This window comes from Brevundimonas sp., assembly GCF_046299595.1.
In the GTDB taxonomy this organism is placed as follows: domain Bacteria; phylum Pseudomonadota; class Alphaproteobacteria; order Caulobacterales; family Caulobacteraceae; genus Brevundimonas.
This window is the reverse complement of record NZ_JBKBHQ010000001.1, coordinates 1-21,384: the sequence shown is the minus strand read 5'-3', so window position 1 is coordinate 21,384 and position 21,384 is coordinate 1. Positions and strand designations below refer to the sequence as shown.

At 66.8% G+C, this 21,384-nt stretch carries 20 protein-coding genes, 1 tRNA gene and 1 pseudogene; 6 read left to right on the top strand and 16 right to left on the bottom strand.

Going from position 1 to position 21,384, the window contains the following annotated elements; genetic code table 11:
• Positions 1 to 5: 5 nt before the first annotated feature.
• Positions 6 to 1,478, bottom strand: a complete 1,473-nt coding sequence (locus ACK4E3_RS00110; protein WP_409694638.1) for a leucyl aminopeptidase — start codon at positions 1,476 to 1,478, stop codon at positions 6 to 8.
• A gap of 194 nt (positions 1,479 to 1,672) precedes the next feature.
• Here ACK4E3_RS00110 and ACK4E3_RS00105 point away from each other — a divergent pair, with 194 nt between their 5' ends.
• The 6 genes from ACK4E3_RS00105 to rsmA all read left to right on the top strand — a co-directional run bounded on the left by ACK4E3_RS00105 (position 1,673) and on the right by rsmA (position 9,731).
• On the top strand, positions 1,673 to 2,809 hold the full coding sequence (locus tag ACK4E3_RS00105) for an LptF/LptG family permease (protein WP_409694636.1): 1,137 nt from the start codon (positions 1,673 to 1,675) through the stop codon (positions 2,807 to 2,809).
• Positions 2,806 to 3,921: an LptF/LptG family permease gene (locus ACK4E3_RS00100; protein WP_409694634.1), complete on the top strand. Its 1,116-nt coding sequence runs from the start codon at positions 2,806 to 2,808 to the stop codon at positions 3,919 to 3,921. The genes ACK4E3_RS00105 and ACK4E3_RS00100 overlap by 4 nt, the downstream gene beginning before the upstream one ends.
• A gap of 29 nt (positions 3,922 to 3,950) precedes the next feature.
• Positions 3,951 to 6,410, top strand: coding sequence for an LPS-assembly protein LptD (locus ACK4E3_RS00095; protein ID WP_409694632.1), 2,460 nt, complete (start codon positions 3,951 to 3,953; stop codon positions 6,408 to 6,410).
• A gap of 97 nt (positions 6,411 to 6,507) precedes the next feature.
• Entirely contained in the window at positions 6,508 to 7,872 is a 1,365-nt protein-coding gene (locus ACK4E3_RS00090) for a peptidylprolyl isomerase (protein WP_409694630.1), read from the top strand.
• Positions 7,873 to 7,890: 18 nt separating this feature from the next.
• Complete coding sequence (pdxA, locus tag ACK4E3_RS00085) at positions 7,891 to 8,898, top strand: 4-hydroxythreonine-4-phosphate dehydrogenase PdxA (RefSeq protein WP_409694628.1); 1,008 nt, start codon at positions 7,891 to 7,893, stop codon at positions 8,896 to 8,898.
• Positions 8,898 to 9,731, top strand: a complete 834-nt coding sequence (gene rsmA, locus ACK4E3_RS00080) for a 16S rRNA (adenine(1518)-N(6)/adenine(1519)-N(6))-dimethyltransferase RsmA (RefSeq protein ID WP_409694627.1) — start codon at positions 8,898 to 8,900, stop codon at positions 9,729 to 9,731. Before pdxA ends, rsmA begins: the two co-directional genes overlap by 1 nt.
• On the opposite strand, the gene gmk is transcribed toward rsmA, so the two are convergent.
• The 15 genes and pseudogenes from gmk to tuf form a co-directional block, all read right to left on the bottom strand.
• The gene (gene gmk, locus ACK4E3_RS00075; protein WP_409694625.1) at positions 9,728 to 10,369 is read right to left on the bottom strand and encodes a guanylate kinase; all 642 of its coding nucleotides are present in this window, start codon (positions 10,367 to 10,369) and stop codon (positions 9,728 to 9,730) included. The two genes, rsmA and gmk, sit on opposite strands and share 4 nt — an antisense overlap.
• The gene (locus ACK4E3_RS00070) at positions 10,359 to 11,237 is read right to left on the bottom strand and encodes a YicC/YloC family endoribonuclease (RefSeq protein ID WP_409694623.1); all 879 of its coding nucleotides are present in this window, start codon (positions 11,235 to 11,237) and stop codon (positions 10,359 to 10,361) included. The genes gmk and ACK4E3_RS00070 overlap by 11 nt, the downstream gene beginning before the upstream one ends.
• Positions 11,234 to 12,337: an endolytic transglycosylase MltG gene (gene mltG, locus ACK4E3_RS00065; protein WP_409694621.1), complete on the bottom strand. Its 1,104-nt coding sequence runs from the start codon at positions 12,335 to 12,337 to the stop codon at positions 11,234 to 11,236. The genes ACK4E3_RS00070 and mltG overlap by 4 nt, the downstream gene beginning before the upstream one ends.
• On the bottom strand, positions 12,334 to 13,614 hold the full coding sequence (fabF, locus tag ACK4E3_RS00060) for a beta-ketoacyl-ACP synthase II (RefSeq protein WP_409694619.1): 1,281 nt from the start codon (positions 13,612 to 13,614) through the stop codon (positions 12,334 to 12,336). The genes mltG and fabF overlap by 4 nt, the downstream gene beginning before the upstream one ends.
• A 129-nt stretch (positions 13,615 to 13,743) precedes the next feature.
• Positions 13,744 to 13,983: an acyl carrier protein gene (locus ACK4E3_RS00055; protein ID WP_409694617.1), complete on the bottom strand. Its 240-nt coding sequence runs from the start codon at positions 13,981 to 13,983 to the stop codon at positions 13,744 to 13,746.
• 198 nt (positions 13,984 to 14,181) lie between these two features.
• Positions 14,182 to 14,925: a 3-oxoacyl-[acyl-carrier-protein] reductase gene (fabG, locus tag ACK4E3_RS00050; RefSeq protein ID WP_409694615.1), complete on the bottom strand. Its 744-nt coding sequence runs from the start codon at positions 14,923 to 14,925 to the stop codon at positions 14,182 to 14,184.
• A gap of 63 nt (positions 14,926 to 14,988) precedes the next feature.
• On the bottom strand, positions 14,989 to 15,933 hold the full coding sequence (gene fabD, locus ACK4E3_RS00045; protein WP_409694613.1) for an ACP S-malonyltransferase: 945 nt from the start codon (positions 15,931 to 15,933) through the stop codon (positions 14,989 to 14,991).
• Between the two features lie 140 nt (positions 15,934 to 16,073).
• Positions 16,074 to 16,610, bottom strand: coding sequence for a DUF2059 domain-containing protein (locus ACK4E3_RS00040; RefSeq protein ID WP_409694611.1), 537 nt, complete (start codon positions 16,608 to 16,610; stop codon positions 16,074 to 16,076).
• Between the two features lie 157 nt (positions 16,611 to 16,767).
• Positions 16,768 to 17,457, bottom strand: a complete 690-nt coding sequence (gene rplA, locus ACK4E3_RS00035) for a 50S ribosomal protein L1 (protein WP_409694609.1) — start codon at positions 17,455 to 17,457, stop codon at positions 16,768 to 16,770.
• A gap of 2 nt (positions 17,458 to 17,459) precedes the next feature.
• On the bottom strand, positions 17,460 to 17,891 hold the full coding sequence (gene rplK, locus ACK4E3_RS00030) for a 50S ribosomal protein L11 (RefSeq protein ID WP_409694607.1): 432 nt from the start codon (positions 17,889 to 17,891) through the stop codon (positions 17,460 to 17,462).
• Between the two features lie 206 nt (positions 17,892 to 18,097).
• Positions 18,098 to 18,679, bottom strand: a complete 582-nt coding sequence (gene nusG, locus ACK4E3_RS00025; protein WP_409694605.1) for a transcription termination/antitermination protein NusG — start codon at positions 18,677 to 18,679, stop codon at positions 18,098 to 18,100.
• Between the two features lie 17 nt (positions 18,680 to 18,696).
• Positions 18,697 to 18,996, bottom strand: a complete 300-nt coding sequence (gene secE / locus ACK4E3_RS00020; protein ID WP_409694603.1) for a preprotein translocase subunit SecE — start codon at positions 18,994 to 18,996, stop codon at positions 18,697 to 18,699.
• Between the two features lie 81 nt (positions 18,997 to 19,077).
• Positions 19,078 to 19,153: transfer RNA gene (locus tag ACK4E3_RS00015), tRNA-Trp, on the bottom strand.
• A 176-nt stretch (positions 19,154 to 19,329) separates the two neighbouring features.
• Positions 19,330 to 20,646 (bottom strand): hemolysin family protein, encoded by a 1,317-nt coding sequence (locus tag ACK4E3_RS00010; protein ID WP_409694601.1) that lies wholly within the window; start codon positions 20,644 to 20,646, stop codon positions 19,330 to 19,332.
• 610 nt (positions 20,647 to 21,256) lie between these two features.
• Positions 21,257 to 21,384, bottom strand: a pseudogene (gene tuf, locus ACK4E3_RS00005) (elongation factor Tu); the annotation flags it as partial.

Here is a 21,384-nt window from a genome sequence, read left to right as displayed (position 1 = left end):
TGCGCTCACGCCTCGTAGTGATCGGCCACCATCTGGTCGAGCAGACGCACCCCAAAGCCGGTGGCACCGTCAGGCACGATGGCGCGCCGGGAGTCCTTCACCCAGGCGGTCGGTGCAATGTCGATGTGGGCCCACGGCACATTGTTGGTGAAGCGTTGCAGGAACAGGGCTGCGGTGATCGAGCCTGCCGGACGCCCTGCCGCGTTCTTCACATCCGCAATGGGACTGTCGATCATGCGATCGTAGGACGGCGGGATGGGCATGCGCCAGGCGTTCTCGCCGCTCTTGCGCGAGGCATCAAGGATGTTGTCGGCCAGCGCATCGTTGTTCGAGAACACGCCCGCATAGTCGAGACCCAGCGAGATGATCATGGCACCCGTCAGCGTGGCCAGATCGACCATGAACTTCGGCTTGAAGCGCTCCTGAGTGTACCAGAGGGCATCGGCCAGAACGAGACGCCCCTCCGCATCGGTATTGATGATCTCGACGCTCTGACCCGACATGGAAATGACCACATCGCCGGGGCGCTGGGCACGACCATCGGGCATGTTCTCGACCAGGCCGAGCACGCCGATCACATTGGCCTTGGCCTTGCGCCCGGCCAAAGCGTGCATCAGGCCCGCCACCGCAGCGGCGCCGCCCATGTCCCACTTCATCTCCTCCATGCCATCGGCGGGCTTGAGCGAGATGCCGCCGGTGTCGAAGCAGACGCCCTTGCCGACGAAGGCGATGGGGGGGGACTTGTCATCGGGCGCGCCGTCCCAGCGCATGACCACCAGCTGGCTCTCGCGCTCCGAGCCCTGACCCACGGCCAGAAGGGTGCGCATGCCCAGCTTTTCCATTTCCGGCTCGCCCAGCACCTCGACCTTGAGGCCCAGCGATTCGAGGCCCTTGCAGCGCTCGGCAAAGCTGGCGGGATAGAGGACATTGGCGGGCTCGGACACCAGATCGCGCGCAAAGAAGATGCCGTCGGCCAGGGCCGAGAGCGGCTCAAAGGCCTTGGCTGCAGCCTTGTCGTCGGCGCTGACCACCGTGACCGCCTCGATCGAGGGTTTCTTGTCGGCCTTCTGGGTCGTGCGGTACTGGTCGAAGCGATAGGCGGCCAGGCGTGCCCCGAAGGCTGCGCGCGCGGCCTGATCGGCATCCGCATCGAAATCGAGGCTGAGCGTCGTGGCCCCGGACAGCTTGACGGCAGCATAGGCGCGCGCGCCGCATGCCTCGGCTGCTGCGGCGTCGAAATCGGCTTTTGCGCCCGCACCCACCATCAGCACCTGATCGGCCTCAACGCCCTGGGGCGCCACCACCGCAAGCGTCGTGTCGCGCTCTCCCGAGAAGCGGCCCGCGCCGACAGCGCGTTTCAACGCCCCGCCGGTAGCCTCGTCGATCCGGCTGGCAGCCTTGCCCAGCTCGCCTCCTTCGAAAACGGGAACGGCAACGATACCCTTGGTTTCGGGGGCAGCCCGGAACGCGATCTTCATGGAAACAACTCCTGTGCGCAATCCGGCTCTGAGGTGGCAGGATTTTTGACGCTTCTGGCATACGAAGGGCACGCTGGTTGTCGCCAGCGCGCCCGGACGTGTAATACATATCCCTGCCCGGTGCGTGACGGCAACAGACCGGTCCGGTTGTATGTGCCCCAAAAACACCCTCAAGTCCTGAGACCCACGCGTCGATGCTGATTCCCCGCTACCTGTTCCGACAGATCGGCCGAGGCGTTCTGGCCGCCCTGCTCGCGCTCGCGGGCATCGGACTGCTGTCCAACAGTCTCGACCAGCTCGAACTGATCATCGAGCGCGGGCAAAGCCCCCTCCTGATCGCAAAGCTCAGCCTGCTGGCCCTGCCCCAGCTTCTGGCCGTGGTGCTGCCGATCGCCGTCTTCGTGGGCGCCCTGTTCGTGCTGAACCGCATGCACCGCGATTCCGAGATCATCATGTGCTTTGCCGCTGGCATGAATCGCTGGCGCGTCATCTCGCCGGCCATGCGCATCGCCGCCATGGCCAGCGTGGCGGGCCTTCTGCTGACCCTGTTCCTTCAGCCCTGGGCCCAGAGGGAGGTGCGCGATACCACCCATGCGGTGCGCTCCGAGCTGGCTGCGGTTCTGGTGCGCGAGGGCCAGTTCGTGGACAGCGGCAGCGGCCTGACGGTCTATGTGCAGCAGGTCGATCAGAACGGCCTGATGCGCAACGTCTTCATCCATCAGACCACCCCGTCGGGGGCGACCACCTGGGACGCGGCCACCGCCGTTTTCTCGCGCGTGGATGGCAGCCCGGTCGTGACACTGCGCAACGGCTCGACCCAGACCTTTTCCGGCGGCGGTGTGCTCAACTTCCTGTCATTCGAGGAATATGTGCTGGACCTCTCCAGCGTGATCCCGGCCGCGCGCCCTCCGCGCTACAAGGACTCCGACCTGTGGCTGAGCGAGCTGGTCAATCCCTCCCCGGCGGTGCTCGAGGACGTGGGCGATCGCACGGCCCTGATGGCCGAGGCCCACAATCGCATCAGCGCGCCGCTCTATACCCTCGCCGCCATGGCCATGGCGCTGGTCGCCGTGATCGGAGGCGCGATCAGCCGGGGCGGCTATGGCAAGCGCATCTGGACGGCGGCGGGCCTGTTCGTGACCCTGCGCGTGCTGGGCTACGGGATCGTGGCGGCGTCCACCTCTTCGCTGTGGCTGATACCGCTCCAGTATCTGCTGCCCCTGGGCGCCCTCGGGGGGTCACTGCACCTGCTGATGCGCGCGCCGGCCCGCTCCGTGCGCGCGCGCAGGACTCTTGGGCACCTGCCGTTCCGGCGTGAGGCCCGCGCATGACCCGCCTGCTGCCCCTCACGCGCATCGAGGCCTATGTGCTGCGACAGACGCTGCTGTCGCTGGCCGGAGCGCTGGGCATCATCGCGGGCATGGTGATGCTGATCGACTTCGTGGAGATCTCGCGCACCCTCGGCGCTCAGGCGGACGTTCGCGCCTTTCACCTGCTGTGGCTGATGCTGATGAAGTCGCCCATGGTGATCCTGCAACTTCTGCCGTTCGTTTTCCTGTTCGGCACCCTGGCGGCCTTCGTGTCGCTGAACCGGCGCAGCGAGCTGGTGGCCATGCGTGCAGCAGGCGTGTCGGCATGGCGCTTCGTGTTTCCCGCAGCGGTCGCGGCTCTGGTTATTGGCGTGGTGACCGTCAGCGTGCTCAGCCCCGCCGCCTCGTGGATGGACGGCGTCTGGCGCACCGAGCGCACCCGCCTGACCACCAGCGCCTCAGTGGTCAGTGCGGACGATCCGCGCGCGGTATGGCTGCGCGAGGGCGACGGGCAGCGGCAGATGATCATACGGGCCGCACGGCGCGATCCCGCGACCGGCACGCTCAGCGACGTGTCCTTCTTCATCTACGCCTCGCCTCCGGGCGGCACGCCTGTGTTCAGCGAGCGCATCGATGCGGCCACGGCGGCGCTGGGGCCGGGACGCTGGCGCCTGACCGAGGCGGTGGGCGCCTCCACAGGCGAGCGGGCGACGCGCTATGCCACGCTGGACCTGCCCTCGAGTCTGCGCCCCTCGGAAGCCTTCCAGCAGTTCATGGCCCCGGCCTCCACCCCCTTCTGGTCCATGCCGGCACAGATCGCGCGCATCGAGAACGCGGGCTTTTCGGCCACCGCCTATCACCTTCGCCTGCAACAGCTTCTGGCCTCGCCACTGATGTATGCGGCCATGTCTTTGCTGGCGGCGGCCTTTTCCCTGCGCCTCCTGCGGCTGGGCGATCTGGCCCTGATGAGCGTTTCGGCCGTGGCGCTGGGCTTTCTGTTCTTCTTCGTCAACCAGTTTGCATCGGCCATGGGCTCGGCCGAGGTGATCCCGCCTGCGCTGGCCGCCTGGCTGCCGCCCATACTGACGGCCCTGTCAGCATTCACCTTGCTCTTTTATACCGAAGACGGCTAAGCCGCTGAGGGCCTGCACGACACCACATCATGATGCCTTCACGCACCGCGTCCCTGCCCGAGCCTGACCGCCTGCGCCAGCGGCTGCTGGCGGGAGCGTGCGCCTTCCTGCTCGGCGCCCTGGCCCTGCCCGCCAGCGCACAGGACAGCGGGCCTGCATCTCGCGAGCGCGGGTCCGACGGCCTGACGCCCGGCAGCCTCTATCTGGATGCCGGAGAGATCGAACAGAGCCAGCAGGACAACCGCATCACGGCCCGTCAGGGCGTGCTGGCGCGCTTTGACGAACGCTTCATGCGTGCGGACGAAGTGACCTACGATTTCGACAGCGGACTGATCACCGCGCGCGGCAACACCGAACTGGTCAACCCTGACGGCACGGTGCTCTATGCGGACCTGCTGGAGCTGGACGAAGACCTGCGCGCGGGCATCGCCGTGGGCTTTGCGACGCGGCTGGAGGGGGGCATCAAGCTGATGGCCGCCAGCGTCGTGCGCCGGTCCGAAATGGTCTCGGAGCTGAACTACGCCCTGTTCACGCCCTGCCCCATCTGTGACGAGAACGGCAATCCCAAGGAGCCCACCTGGTCGATCCAGGCCCAGCAGGTCGTGCAGGACCGCGAGCGGCGCGCCATCTTCTATCGCAATGCGGTGTTCCGCGTCGGCGGCGTGCCGGTATTCTGGCTGCCCGTGTTCTGGCACCCCGACGAGAGCGCCGAGCGCGCCTCGGGCTTCCTCATGCCCCGGACTCTCGACCTGTCGGACCGGCGCGGCCTGTCCTACGAACAGCCCTATCTGTTCGTGTTCTCACCCTCACACGACCTGGTTGTCAGCCCCCAGATCAACACCCGCGTCAATCCGCTGCTGAACCTGACATGGCGCAGGCACTTCGGCCCCGGTCAGGTCAATATCCGCACCGGCTACACCTGGGAGCGCAACTTCGGCGACCCGGACCTGAACAATGACGGCGTCGTCTCGCCCGACGAGGAGAACGTGCGCTTCGGCCCCTATGAGCACAGGGGCTATGTGCTGGGCTCGGGCGCGTTCGACCACAGCGGGCCGTGGCGCTGGGGTTTTTCGCTCGAGCGCGTGTCGGACAAGACCTTCTTCGACCGCTACGACATCACCGATGTCTATGAGCGGCGCGGCCTCTACGAGGTGGGCGAGCGCCGCCTGATCAGCCAGGTCTATGCCGAGCGCCAGACCCGCTCCAGCTATCTGGGTCTGGGTGCCTTCACGGTCCAGAGCCTGCGCGTGGCCCAGTTCGATCCGGTCACCCCGGTCGACAACATCTTCGAGGACGACGGCACCTTGCCCATCGTCGGGCCCCTGATCGAGGCGCGCTGGGATCTGGAGCGGCCGGTCGCGGGCGGCAGGGTGCGCGTGCGCGCCAGCGCCGTGTCTCTGGAGCGGCGCGACTATGTGGGCTCCCCCGTGCTCAGCCCCGGCTTCATCGCGCCCGGCGCACCGCCTCCGGCCACGCCCGGCCTGCCCGGTGTCGATACCCGCCGCGCCTCGCTCGAGCTGGACTGGCGCCGGGTCATCATCACCCCTCAGGGCCTGCGCATCGAGCCCTTCGTGGTCGCGCGCGCCGATGCCTATCAGATCAGCGACCTCGGTCCTCTGGGCGAGGATGCCTCCATCGGCCGCGTCCATGCCACGGCGGGGCTCGACCTGCGCTATCCGCTGATCCGCGACTTCGGCGCGGGCACCAGCGTGATCATCGAGCCCATGGCCCAGATCGCCCTGTCGCCCGACGCAAGGCTGGACCCGCGCATTCCCAACGAGGACAGCCAGTTCCTCGAGCTGAGTGAATCGACCCTTTTCCGCGCCGACCGCTTTCCCGGCCGCGATCTCTACGAGGGAGGCGCGCGCCTGACGCTGGGCACGCGCATTACCGCCGACTGGGGCGCGGGGCGTCAGGCCAGCCTCTTTCTCGGGCGCAGTTTCCGCAGCGAGCGCGAGGACGGATTCCTGCAACCGGTGGCAGGAGCCCCGCCGGGCACGCTCTTTGATCCCACGGGCCTTGCGGGCGGATCGTCGGACTGGGTGGTCAGCTACGAGGTGGAGTTCTCCCGGCACCTGAATGCCTGGGGCCACGCCCAGATCGAACCGGACGGCGACCTGCGCCGCGCCGAGACGGCGCTCAGCGCCCGCTGGAGCGCGCGCAACTTCGCCGAAGTGCGCTACATCGTCGACAAGTCCGACCCCAATCTCAACATCGACCCCCTGCTTGGCCCGCTGTCGCGCAACTACGAGTTCCTGCAGGTCGAGGGCCAGCAGATGCTGGCGGGCGACTGGGGGGTGGCCGGGCGCGCCATCAGCGATCTGGAGCTGCGCACCTGGACGCGCTCCGAGATCGGCGTGGTTTTCGACGACGACTGCCTGCGCTTCGAGATCGGCTATCGCCGCGACAACACCCGCGTTGGTCCCGGAGGTGTGAGCGAAGGTGTTTATGTGCGCCTAAACCTCGCCACATTGGGAAGTACACGCTAATAGGAATCTCCAGCCGACAGTGCGCCCCGGCGCGCGCCTGGACGGCTTCGGGCACGAAGCTTCCACAAGAAGACTTCCTGAGGGAACAAGACACACCATGCGTTCAGCGCGTTTCATCTCCGGTCGGCTGATGGCCGGTATTGCGGTTGCCGCCCTTGCGGCGGGGCCGCTCAGCGTTTCCGCGCTCGCCCAGAGCCAGCCTGCGCCGCCCACGGGCAGCGTGGCAGGTACCGTCGATCCGGCCGCCGAAGGCTCGCCGACCCGGCGTGTGGACATGGCCGACTTTCGCATTGCCGAAGGCGTGGTTGCCCTGGTCAATGACAGCCTGATCACCAGCTTCGACCTGCGTCAACGCATGCTGCTGCTGGTAGCCATGACCCAGCTGCAGCCGACCGAGGAAAACCTGCCCGCCATTCAGCGTCAGGCCCTCAACGCCCTGATCGACGAACGCCTCCAGGCGCAGGAGCTGGCGCGCTACGAGCTGCGCCTGACTGACGAGGACGTCGAGGCCGAGATCGAGGAAATGGCCCGCCAGTCCGGCGTCACCGCACGTGACTACTACGACTATCTGGCCGAGATCGGCGTGCAGCCCGAAACCCTGCGCGAGCAGATCCGCGTGCAGGAAGGCTGGCGCATTCTGGTTCAGGGCCGCTACATCAACCGCGCGCGCGTCAGCCGCACCCAGGTGCAACAGACCTTGGAACGCCTCGCAGGCGTGGCCGCCCGCGAACAGTATCTGCTGGGCGAGGTCTATATCGAGGCCGCGCGTGTCGGCGGTATGCAGCGCGCCATGGATGGTGCCAACCAGCTGGTGCAGCAGATGCTGCAAGGCGCGCCCTTCCAGGCTGTCGCCCGCCAGTTCTCGGCCGCGCCTTCCGCCGAGTCCGGCGGCGACGCCGGCTGGGTCGTGCTCGACGACCTTCGCCCCGAGCTGCGCGCCGCCGTTCAGCAGATGGAGCCGGGCCAGCTCTCGCGCCCCATTCAGGTTCAGGACGGCGTCTACATCCTGTTCGTGCGCGACCGTCGCTCGGGCGCTGCCACCAACTATGCCACCTTGCGCCAGGCCGCCATCCAGTTGCCCGAGACCGCCAGCGAGGCCGAAGTCGAGAGCGCGGCCCAGCGCCTGAGCGCCCTTCGTCAGGGCCAGACCTGCGACAGCATCATCGGCGCGGCCCGTGCCCAGGGCGGCATGGTCGGCTCGGACCTCGGCGAGGTGGACATCGAAGACCTGCCGCCCCAGTTCCAGCAGATCGCCCGCTCGGCCGAGATCGGCACTGTCAGCGCCCCCGTGCGCACGCCCTTCGGCGTCCATGTGGTTGCCGTCTGCAACCGCCGTGTCGGCGCGGCAGGTGTGCCAAGCTATCAGCAGGTCGAGAACAGCCTGATCAACACCCAGCTCTCGATGCTGGCGCGCCGCTACATCCGCGACCTGCGCGACGACGCCACCGTCGTCTTCCCCTGATCGGGGTTTGAGGCGGCCTTGAGCGCGTCGTCACCCGCCCCGCTGGTCGTCAGCATGGGTGAGCCTGCAGGCATTGGCCCCGAGATCATCGCCGCCGCCTGGCGCGCCGCGCCTGCCCTCTCGCGTCCGTGGATCGTGATTGGAGATGCCGCCACGCTGGAAGCTGCCGGAGCCGAGGTCGAGCGCGTCACCTCTCTCGACGGGGGCGGCGGCGGGCACCTGCGCGTTCTTGACCGCCCCCTGCCCTCGCCCGCCACGCCGGGACGGCCAGACCCGGCGCACGGCGCGCGCATCATGGCCTGGGTCGAGGAAGGCGTGCGCCTGTGCCTAGAAGGCTCTGCGAGCGCGCTGGTGACCGCGCCCATCGGCAAGGCCAGTCTCTATGCGAGCGGCTTTCGCTTTCCCGGCCACACCGAGTTCATCGCCGACATCTGTAGCGATGCGCCCCACCATGGTCCGCGCGGCCCTGTGATGATGCTCAGCACGCATGGCTTGCGCGCCGTGCTGGTCACGATCCACGAGCCGCTGGCCCGGGTTCCCGGCCTCATCACCGGCGAGCGCGTCGCGCACACCGCCCGCGTCGCCCACGCCAGCCTGAAGCGCGATTTCGGCATGGAGGCCCCGCGCCTGGTGCTGGCCGGGCTCAATCCCCATGCGGGCGAGGCAGGCACGATCGGCACCGAGGAGCGCGACATCCTGGAGCCCGCCGTGGCCTCGCTGCGCGCCGAGGGCATCGACATTCGCGGCCCCCTGCCCGCCGACACCCTGTTTCACGACGATGCCCGCGCAGGCTATGACGCCGCCGTGTGCCTCTACCACGATCAGGCGCTGATCCCGGTCAAGACGCTCGACTTCTGGGCTGGCGTGAATACCACGCTGGGCCTGCCCGTCGTTCGCACCTCGCCCGACCACGGCACCGGCCTCGACATCGCCGGACAGGGACGCGCCCGTCCTGACAGCCTGATCGCCGCGCTTGTTCAGGCCGACAGTATGGCCGCCATGCGTGCCCTTGCGGGGGCCGCCTGATGGGCCTGCCTGCTGACCTGCCGTCCTTGCGCGAGAGCCTCGATGCCCACGGGCTCATGGCCCGCAAGAGCTTTGGCCAGCACTTCCTGCTCGACCTCAATGTGACGCGAAAGATCGTCCGTCAGGCCATGCCTTTCGACGGCGATGCCGTGATCGAGGTCGGCCCCGGCCCCGGCGGCCTCACACGCGCCCTGCTGGAGAGCGACGCGGGCCGCGTGATCGCCATCGAGAAGGACCGCCGCTTCATCGCCCTGCTCGATGAGCTGAGCCCCCATGTGCCCGGCCGCTTCACCCTGATCGAGGCGGATGCCCTTGGCGTGGACGAGACGCAGCTTCTGGACGGCGCGCGCGGCCACGTGGTGTCGAACCTGCCCTACAATGTGGGCACGCCGCTGCTCATAAAGTGGCTGACCGGGAAGTGGCGCCCGCGCTCCATGATCCTGATGTTCCAGTACGAGGTCGCCCGGCGCATCGTGGCGGGCACGGGCGAGGATGCATACGGGCGCCTTGGCATCATTGCTCAGGCGGTCTGTCACTGTCGTCTGGTGATGGAGTTGCCTGCACGCGCCTTCACCCCGCCGCCGAAGGTGGACAGCGCCGTGGTGCATCTGGTCCCGCGCGACGATGCCCCCTCCAGCGAGCGCATTCAGGCGCTGGAGCAGATCACGGCGAAGGCGTTCGGCCAGCGTCGCAAGATGCTGCGCTCAAGCCTCAAGGCCATGGGCGGGGCCGATCTGTGTGCTGCGGCCGGCATAGACGCTGACGCCCGTGCCGAAAGCGTGCCGGTCGAGGGCTTCATCGCTTTGGCCGACGCCTGGCTCGCGCGGCGCTAGACGACTTCCTTCAGCAGGGCATCACGATAGGGGCCGACCCACAGGTTGCGGTGCCTGCGGCTGCGCTCGGCATGATAGATGTGGGCCAGCTCGGCATAGGAGCGGTCGAAGTCGTCATTGACGAACACATAGTCGAACTCGTCGGCGTGCTCGATCTCGCCCTTGGCGTTCTGGACCCGGCGCTCGATGATGTGGTCCGCGTCCTGCGAGCGGGTGACGAGACGGCGGTGCAGCTCCTCGAGGCTGGGCGGCAGGATGAACACCCGCACCGCATCCTCGGGGCACTTGTGGGCGATGTCTCGTGCGCCCTGCCAGTCGATGTCGAACAGCACGTCGCGTCCCTCGGCCAGAGCCCGCTCGATGGGTGCGCGCGGCGAGCCATAGCGGAAGCCATGCACATCGGCCCACTCCAGAAAGGCGTCAGCCTCGACCATGCGCTCGAACTCCTCGGGGGAGACGAAGTTGTAGTCGCGCCCGTCCACCTCGCCCGGCCTGATGGTGCGCGTGGTCATGGACACCGACAGCACCAGATCGCCATGGTCGCTCATCAGGCGGCGGCACAGCGACGTCTTGCCCGCGCCCGAAGGGCTGGAGACGATCAGGAGGACACCGCGGCGCGGCGTGCGGTCATTCGACATTCTGAACCTGCTCTCGCATCTGTTCGATGGCTGCCTTCAGGTCGAGCCCCACGGCGGTCAGCGCCGAGGTGGCAGACTTGGAGCACAGCGTATTGGCCTCCCGCATAAACTCCTGCATCAGAAAATCCAGCTTGCGACCCGTCCCCGCCTGTCCCAGCAGGTCGCGCGCCGAGGCCACATGGACCCGCAGGCGATCAAGCTCCTCGCGCACATCCGCCCGCGCCGCCAGAATGGCGCTCTCGGCAAAGACGCGCTCGCGATAGTCTTCCGCATCAGGCAGCAGTTCCTCGACGCGGCGTGTGAAGCGCTCGCGAACAGCCTCGGTCTGGGCCGCCGCCTGCTTCTCGGCCTCGTCCACCAGCGCCTCGATGCGCGCGAGCACCCCGGCCAGAACCGGTGCAAGACGCAGGCCCTCGTCATCGCGCGCCCCTTTCAGTGCATCGAGCGCCGTTTCAAGGGTGGCAAGCATGGCACCGTGCAGGGCTGCGCGCGTGTCTGCATCAGCCTCGCCCTCGCCGCTCTCGATCACGCCACGAAGCGCCAGGATGCCGTCAGCCGAGGGCGGTGCCGCACCGCGCGCCACCAGCTCACCGGCCAGCTGAAGGTAGCGCCCCATTACATCGGCGTTGATCGAGACGTCAGCCGCCCCCTCCTGTCGGCGCAGGCTGACACTGATCTGAAGCTGTCCGCGCTGAAAGCGGCTCTGGGCCAGCTTGCGCGCCTCGCCGTCCAGCCCCTCGAAGCCGCCCGGTGCGCGCAGCCGGACCTCTAGCGTGCGGCCGTTGACCGAGCGCGCCTCGATCACCCAGCCATGGCCATGTCCCTCGCCCTGGGCGCGGCCAAATCCGGTCATGCCGGTCACGCTCATTCGAACGGCACCTCTACGGGAGTGGCAGGTCGCAGGCTCGGCTGGGTGGGCGGCTGGGGTTCATCCTGCGGTGCAGGGCGCACGGCGGGCGCAGCCGCGCGCTCCCGCTCGATCTGGCGCCAGCGCGCCACATTGCGCAGATGCTCGTCATAGGTCCGGGCAAAGGCGTGCCCGCCCGTGCCATCGGCGACAAAGAAGATGTAGTCGGTCTGGGGCGGGTTCAGGACAGCCTCAAGCGCCGCGCGCCCCGGATTGGCGATGGGCGTCGGCGGCAGTCCATCGATCTGATAGGTGTTGTAGGGCGTTCGCGCCTGCAACTCGGACAATCGGATGCCACGCCCGAGCGGCCTGCCCTGGGTGATGCCATAGATGATCGTCGGATCGCTCTCCAGCCGCATCCCCCGCCTCATGCGGTTGACGAACACGCCGGCCACCAGCGCACGCTCACCATCGATGCCGGTCTCCTTCTCGACGATGGACGCCAGAATGACTGCCTCCTGAGGCGTGCGGATGGGCAGGTCCGGCGCGCGTGATTCCCACAGGCGCTCCAGCAGGGTGCTCTGGGCCTGCTGCATGCGCGCAAGCACGGCTGCCCGGCTCTCGCCGCGCACCACCTCATAGGTGTCGGGCAGAACCGAGCCCTCGGGCGGCACCTCAACCTCGCCGGTCAGCACCGGATTGGCCATGAGTATGTCCACGACCTGCACCGAGGCGCGGCCCTCGGGCACGGTCACGAAGTGGCGCACCACATCGCCCGAAACCAGTTTCTGGATCACGTCACGCAGCGAGGATCGCGAGGCGATGCGGTATTCGCCTGCGCGAAGGCGTCGGTCCGAACCGCTCAGGCTGGCGGCAAGGCGGAACATTTCCGGCGAGCGGATCACACCGGCCTCGTGCAGCCTCTGGCCGATGGAGGCCACGCCCGACCCCGAAGCCAGCACCACCACGGTCTCATCGCCCTCGACCGCGCGCGGGCCGGGCCCGACATAGGCCGACCAGGCAAACACGAGTGCGGCGACAGCCAGCAGCGACAGCGTCGCCACCACCCCCATCAGCCCGGCCAGCAGGCCGGAGCGGGGCCGCGCCTCGCGGCGGCTCACGAGACCTTCTTCAGCACGAGGCAGGCGTTGGTGCCGCCAAAGCCGAAGCTGTTCGACACCGCCACATTGATGGGGCGAGCCTTGCCCTTGTCACGAACCATGTCGACCACGGCCTCGTGCTCGGGCTCGTTCAGATTGATGGTCGGCGGGGCGATCTGGTCGCGGATGGCGAGGGCACAGAAGGCGGCCTCGACCGCACCTGCCGCTCCCAGCAGGTGCCCGATCATCGACTTGGTGGACGACAGCGACACATTGGCGGCATGATCGCCCAGCAGGCGCTCGACGGCGCGCAGCTCGATCCAGTCAGCCATGGTCGAGGTGCCATGGGTGTTCACATAGTCGATGTCGGACGGTGCGATGTTCGCGCGAGCGAGCGCCATCTGCATGGCACGATAGCCGCCCTCGCCGTCCTCGGACGGCGCCGTGATGTGATAGGCATCGCCGCTGAGGCCATAGCCCGCCACCTCGGCATAGATTTTGGCACCGCGCGCCACGGCGTGCTCGTATTCCTCCAGCACCAGAATGCCCGCGCCCTCACCCATGACAAAGCCGTCGCGGGTACGGTCATAGGGACGCGAGGCGGTCTCGGGCGTGTCGTTGAAGGCGGTGGCCAGAGCGCGGCACGCCAGAAAGCCTGCAATGCCGATGGGCACGATGGAGCTTTCCGCCCCGCCCGCCACCATGACGTCGGCATCGCCCAGAGCGATCAGGCGGGCCGCATCGCCAATGGCGTGGGCACCGGTGGCGCAGGCCGTCACAACCGAGTGGTTCGGACCTTTCAGGCCGTGGCGGATGGAGATCTGACCCGAGGCCAGATTGATCAGGGCCGAAGGAATGAAGAAGGGGCTGACGCGGCGCGGTCCCCTGTCGCGCAGCTCGATGGCCGTGTCGGCGATGGGGCCGAGCCCCCCGATGCCAGAGCCCACCATCACCCCGGTGCGACAGCGATCGTCCTCGCTCTGCGGTGCCCAGTTCGCATCCTTGAGGGCCTCGTCGGCCGCCGCAATGGCATAGAGAATGAAATCGTCGGTACGCTTGCGATCCTTGGCCGACATGATCTGCTCGGGATCGAAACTGCCGGGCACGCCCGCGCCGCCGCCGCCGCGACCGTCCACCTGGGGCACCTCGCAGGCGATGGTGCAGCCATAGCCCTCGGTATCAAAGGTGGTGATCTGGCCGCAGCCCGAGCGCCCCTCGATGATCCCTTTCCAGGTGTGTTCGACACCCGCACCCAGCGGGGTCAGAAGGCCGATGCCCGTGATCACGACGCGGCGCATGGATTGTCCTTCCGTGGCTCGCGCAAGCCGCCCGACGCGGCCCGCCCATAATGGCTGCGACCGCCCGCGAACCCCGGAGGGAACGCCGCGGCGGCCGCAGAATCAGTCACACAGTGATTCGCCTGCCGATCAGGCGGCGTTCTTCTCGTCGATGTATTTCACCGCATCGCCGACCGTCTGGATGTGCTCGGCGGCGTCATCCGGGATCTCGATCTCGAAGGCTTCCTCGAAAGCCATCACCAGTTCCACGATATCGAGGCTGTCCGCACCGAGGTCGTCGATGAAGCTGGCCTTTTCGGTGACCTTGCCGGGATCGACGTCGAGGTGGTCGATGACGATCTTGCGGACCCGTTCGAGTGTATCGGACATAAATGTCTTGCCTTCTTGATGTTGCCGTTACGTCGGCCTTCACACCCTTGGGTGTCACGACGCCGTTGGTTTCGCAAGGGCTTTCGGCCCTGTCCGCCAGGGGGCGGCGCATACCAAGAGCGCCCTTTAGCACAGCCTCCCGAAGGCACAAATGCATTTGGTAGCGTACAAGGCCGCAAGCCCCCTGAACGGCGCAGACTAGATCATCGCCATGCCGCCGTTCACGTTCAGGGTCTGGCCGGTGACGTAAGCCGCCTCGTCCGACGCAAGATAGAGCGCCGCAGCCGCGATCTCGTCACCGGTGCCGAGACGCGAGGCGGGAATACGGGTCAGAATGGCCTCGCGCTGCTGATCGTTAAGCACGTCGGTCATAGGGCTGGCGATGAAGCCCGGAGCGATACAGTTCACGGTGATTCCCCGCGAAGCCACTTCCTGGGCCAGGGCCTTGGAAAAGCCGATCATGCCAGCCTTGGACGCCGCATAGTTCGCCTGACCGGGGTTGCCCGTCACACCCACGACCGAGGCCATGCCGATGATGCGGCCCGAGCGGCGCTTCATCATGCCCTTCACCGCCGCGCGGGACAGGCGGAAATAGCTTTCCAGGTTGACCTTGATCACCGCGTCCCAGTCCTCGTCCTTCATGCGCATCAGAAGGCCGTCGCGGGTGATACCGGCGTTGGCGACCAGAATGTCGAGCGGGGCACCGGCGGCCTCCTCGGCACGCGCCACGAGGCCGTCGACCGAATCGGGATCGGACAGGTTGGCCGCAGCGGTGAACGCACGCCCCTCGCCCATTTCCCCGGCCAGATCGGCCAGAACCCCCTCGCGCGTGCCTGACAGGACCACAGCTGCGCCATGAGCGTGCAGCGCTCGGGCGACCGCGCCGCCAATACCGCCCGTGGCACCGGTCACGAGGGCGGTCTTGCCGCTCAGATCAAACATGATGCTCTCCAGTGATGATCGGGAATAAGGGATGGTGTCGGCCAGCCCGACTGACTGCGCGCCTCACAAACTGGCGGCAAAGGCCTCGATGTCTTCAGGCGTATTGAGCGAGAGCGCCTCGGCGTCGGGCGCGATCCTCTTGACCATGCCCGCCAGAACCTTGCCCGCGCCCACTTCGACGAAGCGCGTCACGCCGCCCTCGCCTGCCATCCACTCGACGCTCTCGCGCCAGCGCACGCGGCCCGTGACCTGCTCGACCAGCAGGCGGCGGATGGTCTCGGCGTCGGTGACGGGCCGAGCGGTCACATTGGCCACCAGCGGCACATGCGGCGCCACAATACTGGCCGATGCCAGCGCCTCGGCCATGGCGTCGGCCGCAGGCTGCATCAGCGGGCAGTGAAAGGGTGCAGACACGTTCAGCGCAATGGCCCGCGCACCCATTTCCTTGGCTGCCTCGATGGCGCGATCCACGGCGGCCTTGCTGCCCGAGATCACCACATTGCCGCGGTTGTTGTCGTTGGCGACCACGCACACGCCCGCCTCGGAGCCCGCCCGCGCTGCCGCCTCGGCCAGGTCCAGGTCCGACTTCGGCCCGATCAGCGAGGCCATGGCGCCGTGGCCCACGGGCACAGCCTTCTGCATCGCCTGACCCCGCCGCTTCAGCAGGCGTGCGGTGTCGGCCAACGACAGGGCACCCGCAGCATACAGGGCCGAATATTCGCCAAGGGAGTGTCCCGCTACCCAGGCCGCGCGCCCGGCCTCGATGCCGTAGTCTCTGGCCAGCACCGCCATCACGGCTGCCGAAACCGCCATCAGGGCGGGCTGGGCATTCTCGGTCAGGGTCAGGGTTTCCTCTGGCCCGTCGCGCATCAGGGCAAAGAGGTCCTGCGACAGGGCGTCATCCACCTCGGCGAACACTGCGCGCGCGCGCTCATAACGCTCGGCCAGTGCCACGCCCATGCCCACCGCCTGGCTGCCCTGACCGGGAAACAGAAATGCCAATGCCATCCGACTATGCCCTCATGACCTGCGCGCGCACCCCTGGCGGGGTCACATGCGCGCTCCTGCCGTCTCGATGGTGTGGGGGTAAGGGAAAGCCCTGCCGCGGGCAAACCCTAATTCTTTCGTCGCCAGGCTGGCGCAAGCGCCTATTTGCTGGTCCGGCCGGATGCTGCCGAGGGGCCGGCATCATCACAGCCGAACTCGTTGCACACTTTCACGTACCAGTTGGTAAAAAACGTCACCAGTACTGCCTCCATGGCCTGACTCTGCGCCACCGCAGTCTGCATGGTGATCTGGTTGATCTCTCGGCCCATCGGCGTGCTGTAGAAAGCAACCAGCGCCTCAAGCTGTTCCTCGGTGTAGACTTCGGCATAGATCGGCACCAGGGCATCGCCCATCGCCGTCATCAGTTCGATGACCATTCCCGGCATGTTTCTTTCAAAGAAGCGCCGGTACCTCTCACCTTCCTCCGATGAAAGATCGCCCATCAACTCAAGCGACTGCTGCGTCATAAGCTGGGCGTTTTCCCGCAGACTCTCGCCGAACTGCAGCGTCACGTAGTCTCTGGACAGCTGCTCGCGACGTGTCGGATCACCGCGCCCGTCGCCCGCAGACTGGGCCATTGCAGGCACAACCGAAGCCAGGAGCAGCGAGACAGCCGCCACCAACGCCGTGATCTTCATGATGACTCCCCCCAAGGCCCGGACATGAGCCGCAGTGACACTGCCGCGATGGCGCCCTCTTAGCAATCCTCGCGTGTGGTCCTGACCGTCGCGCACCAAGAAAAAGGGGCGGTGTGTGACCACACCGCCCCCTAACACGTTGATGCGCCGTGTGAACTCAGGCCGAAAGGCTCGAGATGTCCACCTTCACGCCCGGACCCATGGTCGAGCTGAGCGAAACGCGCTTCACATAGGTGCCCTTGGCACCCGACGGGCGCGCCTTTTGCAGCGCATCCACGAAGGCGCGAACGTTGGCCTCGATGGCGTCATTGGCAAAGCTGGCCTTGCCAACGCCGGCGTGAACGATACCGGCCTTCTCGACGCGGAACTCGACGGCACCGCCCTTGGCGTCCTTGACCGCCTGACCGACGTTGGGCGTCACGGTGCCGACCTTGGGATTCGGCATCAGGCCGCGCGGGCCGAGGACCTTACCCAGACGGCCCACCAGAGCCATCATGTCCGGCGTCGCGATCACGCGGTCGAAGTCCATGAAGCCGCCGTTGATCTTCTCGAACAGATCCTCGGCACCGACGTGTTCCGCACCGGCGGCGCGGGCTTCATCGGCCTTGGCGTCCTTGGCGAACACGGCGACGCGAACGTCACGGCCCGTGCCCGAGGGCAGGTTTACCACGCCGCGGACCTGCTGGTCGGCATGGCGCGGATCGACGCCGAGGTTGACGGCGATCTCGATCGACTCGTCGAACTTGGCCTTGGCGTTGGACTTGACCATCTCGATGGCCTCGGCAACGGGCAGCACCTTCTCGCGGTCGCCGGTCCATGCCTTGATACGCTTGGGTTGCTTCGCCATGATCAGCCCTCCACCACCTTGAGGCCCATCGCGCGGGCCGAGCCCTCGATGATCCGGGCCGCGGCCTCGACGTCATTGGCGTTGAGGTCTTTCATCTTCTTTTCGGCGATCTCGCGCAGCTGGGTGCGCGTCACCTGACCGACCGACTCGCGGCCCGTCTTGTTGGCACCCGACTTAATCTTGGCCGCTTCCTTCAGATAGAAGGTCGCAGGCGGCGTCTTGGTGACGAAGGTGAAGCTCTTGTCCTGATAGACGGTGATGACCGTCGGCAGGGGCGTGCCCTTGGGCACGCTCTCGGTGCGGGCGTTGAACTCCTTGCAGAAGCCCATGATGTTCACGCCGCGCTGACCCAGCGCCGGACCGATCGGCGGCGAGGGCGTCGCGGAGCCCGCAGGCACCTGCAGCTTGATATAGCCGAGAATCTTCTTGGCCATTTTGCTCTCCTGTATGAGACCCGCACGCGATCAGCGCGGGGCCGGTGAGCCGTGGTGCGGGGTGGCGCCCCTCCCACGGATTTGGCCCGCTCGGGTCAGACCCGGGCAGGCGAAGGCGGGCCTATAGCCGACGCAGGCGCGCAAGGCAAATCCCGCAGGCCACAGGCGGTGACGGATGCGTCGGAACTGCGGTTAAGCCGCCGCCGTCAGGCGACCTTCTCGACCTGACCGTATTCCAGATCGACGGGAGTGGCTCTGCCGAAGATCGACACGGCCACACGCAAGCGGGCACGATCCTCGTCCACGCTCTCGACCACGCCATCGAAGCTGGCGAACGGACCGTCGGTGACCTTGACCTTCTCGCCGATGTCGAAGTGGATGACGGGCTTGGGACGTTCGGCCCCTTCCTCGACGGCACCGATGATCTGCTGGACCTCGCGCTCCGACACCGGGATCGGCTTGGCGCCCGAGCCGAGAAAGCCCGTGACCTTGGGCGTGTTCTTGACCAGGTGATAGGCCTCGTCGGTCATCTCCATCTTCACCAGCACATAGCCGGGGAAGAATTTGCGCTCGGCATTGACCTTGCGGCCGCGGCGGATTTCCACCACGTCCTCGGTCGGCACCAGGATTTCGCTAAAATGCTCTTCGAGGCCAAGCATACGGGCCTGCTCGCGCAGGTTCTCGGCCACCTTCTTCTCGAAGTTCGAGTAGGCGTGGACGATGTACCACTTGTGGCGGGGATTGGAGACCGGCTGAGAGCCGGTATCGCTGGGCGCTGCGTCGTTCACGCGCGACTCCTTAAAACCTAACGGCCAAACGAGATGATCTGCTGGAAGCCGGCCGACAGGATCAGGTCGACCACCCAGAAGAACAGGGCGGCGAGCGCCACCATGATGAAGACCATCACCGAAGTGACCCAGGTCTCCTTGCGGCTTGGCCAGGTGATCTTGCGCGCCTCGGCACGGACCTGGCTGAAGAACTGGGCCGGTGAGGTTTTGCGGCGCGGCGCAGCCGTGGCCTCGCCCGCAGTGGCTTCCACCACCTGGGCCGAAGCGCCTGATTGTTTGCCCCGGTTGCGACCGCCCGGAGCCTTGGACCTAGCCATGTACCCAGTCTTCTCTCTTTGATGCATCCCCGCAGCTGTCAGATGGGCACGGCCCGCCCGATCGCCAACAGGGCACGAAACTGGCAGGAGTGGAGGGACTCGAACCCCCGGCCCTCGGTTTTGGAGACCGATGCTCTACCAGCTGAGCTACACTCCTGTGCGGAGGACCGGCGCAGCGCCGATACTCCCCTGAATCCTCTCAAAGAACAACGCGCCGGAGAGCCGGTTGCCCCACGGCGCGCTCGCTCTGATCAGAGCCGCGTCGTTTAGCAGCGCCCCGCGCGAAGGGCAAGCCGCACAGGCCCATCGCGCGTGCTTTGTCGCCGCCCGCCCTCAGCCGTCCGCCGTGGCGGCTTCCTGCGGGATGATCTGGCGGATGATGAGCTTGTCGATGCGCCGGTCATCCATGTCCACCACCTCGATCTCGAAACGGCCGATCTGGAGCACCTCGCCTTCGTCGGGCAGGCGCGACAGTTCATGCAGCACCAGGCCCGCCACCGTGTGAAAGCCCTCGCTCTCGCCGAAATCCGCGCCCAGCTCGTCGCTCAGCTCGACCAGGTCCATGCGTCCGTCCACCAGCCACGAACCATCCTCGCGCTGGATGAAGTGGCGTTCCGCCTCGTCGTGGCTTTCGTCGAAGTCACCCGCGATCATCTCCAGCAGGTCGGTCGGGGTGATGACACCCTCGAAAGCGCCATACTCGTCCACCACGAAGGCCATGTGCACCTTGGAGCCCTTGAGGATCTCCAGCGCCTTCAGCACCGAGGTGGTCTGGGGGATCACCGCCGGTTCCTGCACCAGCGTCTCGACGTTGAATTCGCCGTTGTCGAGCAGGGAGTCCAGCAGATCCTTCTTGTGGACCACGCCCAGCGGGTTGTCGACGTCGTTCTCGCGCGCGACCACGATGCGCGAATAGGGGCAGGTGCGGATCTCGCCGCGCAGGATGTCCTCGGGGTCGTCCAGCGCGATCCAGAAAACCTCTGGGCGCGGGGTCATGGCCACACGCACCGGCCGGTCACCGAGGCGCATGATCTCCTCGATCATCTCCTGCTCTTCAGGCTCGATCAGGCCCGCAGAGGTGCCTTCGGCCAAGATGGTTTCGACCTCCTCCTGGGTGACGTCCGAGCCGTCGCGGTCCTTGACGTTGAGCAGCTTGAGTATCGCCGAGGTCGAGGCCGACAGCAGCAGCACGAAGGGCTTCAGCAGCAGCGCCAGCGCCGACACGGGTGCCGCCATGACCGAGGCCACACCCTCGGGGTGGATAAGGGCGATGCGCTTGGGCACCAGCTCGCCCACGATCAGCGAGACATAGGTGATGCAGATGACCACCAGCGCCGTTGAGATCACCCCCGACCACGGCGCGAGCGCGGGCACGGTGGCGGCAAAGAAGCTGTTCAGCTCACCCGCAATGGCCGCCTGACCATAGGCGCCGGCCAGAATGCCGATCAGGGTGATGCCGACCTGGATCGACGAGAGGAACGAGGTGGGGTCCTCGGACAGCTTGAGCGCCAGCGCCGCTCCCCGGTCACCCTTTTCCGCACGCGCGCCGAGCTTGGCTTTTCGGGAGGACACGACCGCAAGTTCGGTCATGGCAAAAAGGCCGTTCAGAACTATGAGCAGCAGAACGACAACAATGGAAAGGGCTAACATTTAGGGGGTTCTAGACCCAAGACGCGGCGCATCCGCTGGCCACCGCATCCGTCATGATAGGGACAAAACCCCTGCCCCGCCACGATTCATTTGGCCTCTGAACACGTGCGGATACCGGTATGGCGGTCCGGCCAGCGAGCCTCAGCAGCGCACGGAATGTGCCTGCGCCGGGGCCGTGCAGTCTCGTTCGAGTGCGGCGCAGGCCGACACGCCGATGAACACCCCGATGAAGATACCGGTACGCAGCGCACGCCACATGGTTAAGCATTTCCTAACATCACCTGATGCCAGAAACGCACGGCGGAGATTTTGGGCCATCACTTTCATGCGCGGCGCGAGATTAGAGCCCCCGCTCTCCCCTCGGGCGAGCCGAACTAAGCGCCTCCCCTCATCACCCGAAAATGAGAAACCCCCGCAGGATGGCCCTGCGGGGGTTCTTGTCATGTCCTGATCAGGCGTCGATCAGGCGAGGATCTTCGAGACGACGCCTGCGCCGCAGATATGCGCCCGGCGCGCACGGCCTCGCTCTTCGATCCTTAGGCGAGAATCTTCGAGACGACGCCTGCGCCGCAGATATGCGCCCGGCGCGCACGGCCTCGCTCTTCGATCCTTAAGCCAGGATCTTCGAGACGACGCCTGCGCCGACCGTGCGGCCGCCTTCACGGATGGCGAAGCGCAGCTTCTCTTCCATCGCGATCGGGGTGATCAGCTCGACCGTCAGCTCGGCATTGTCGCCGG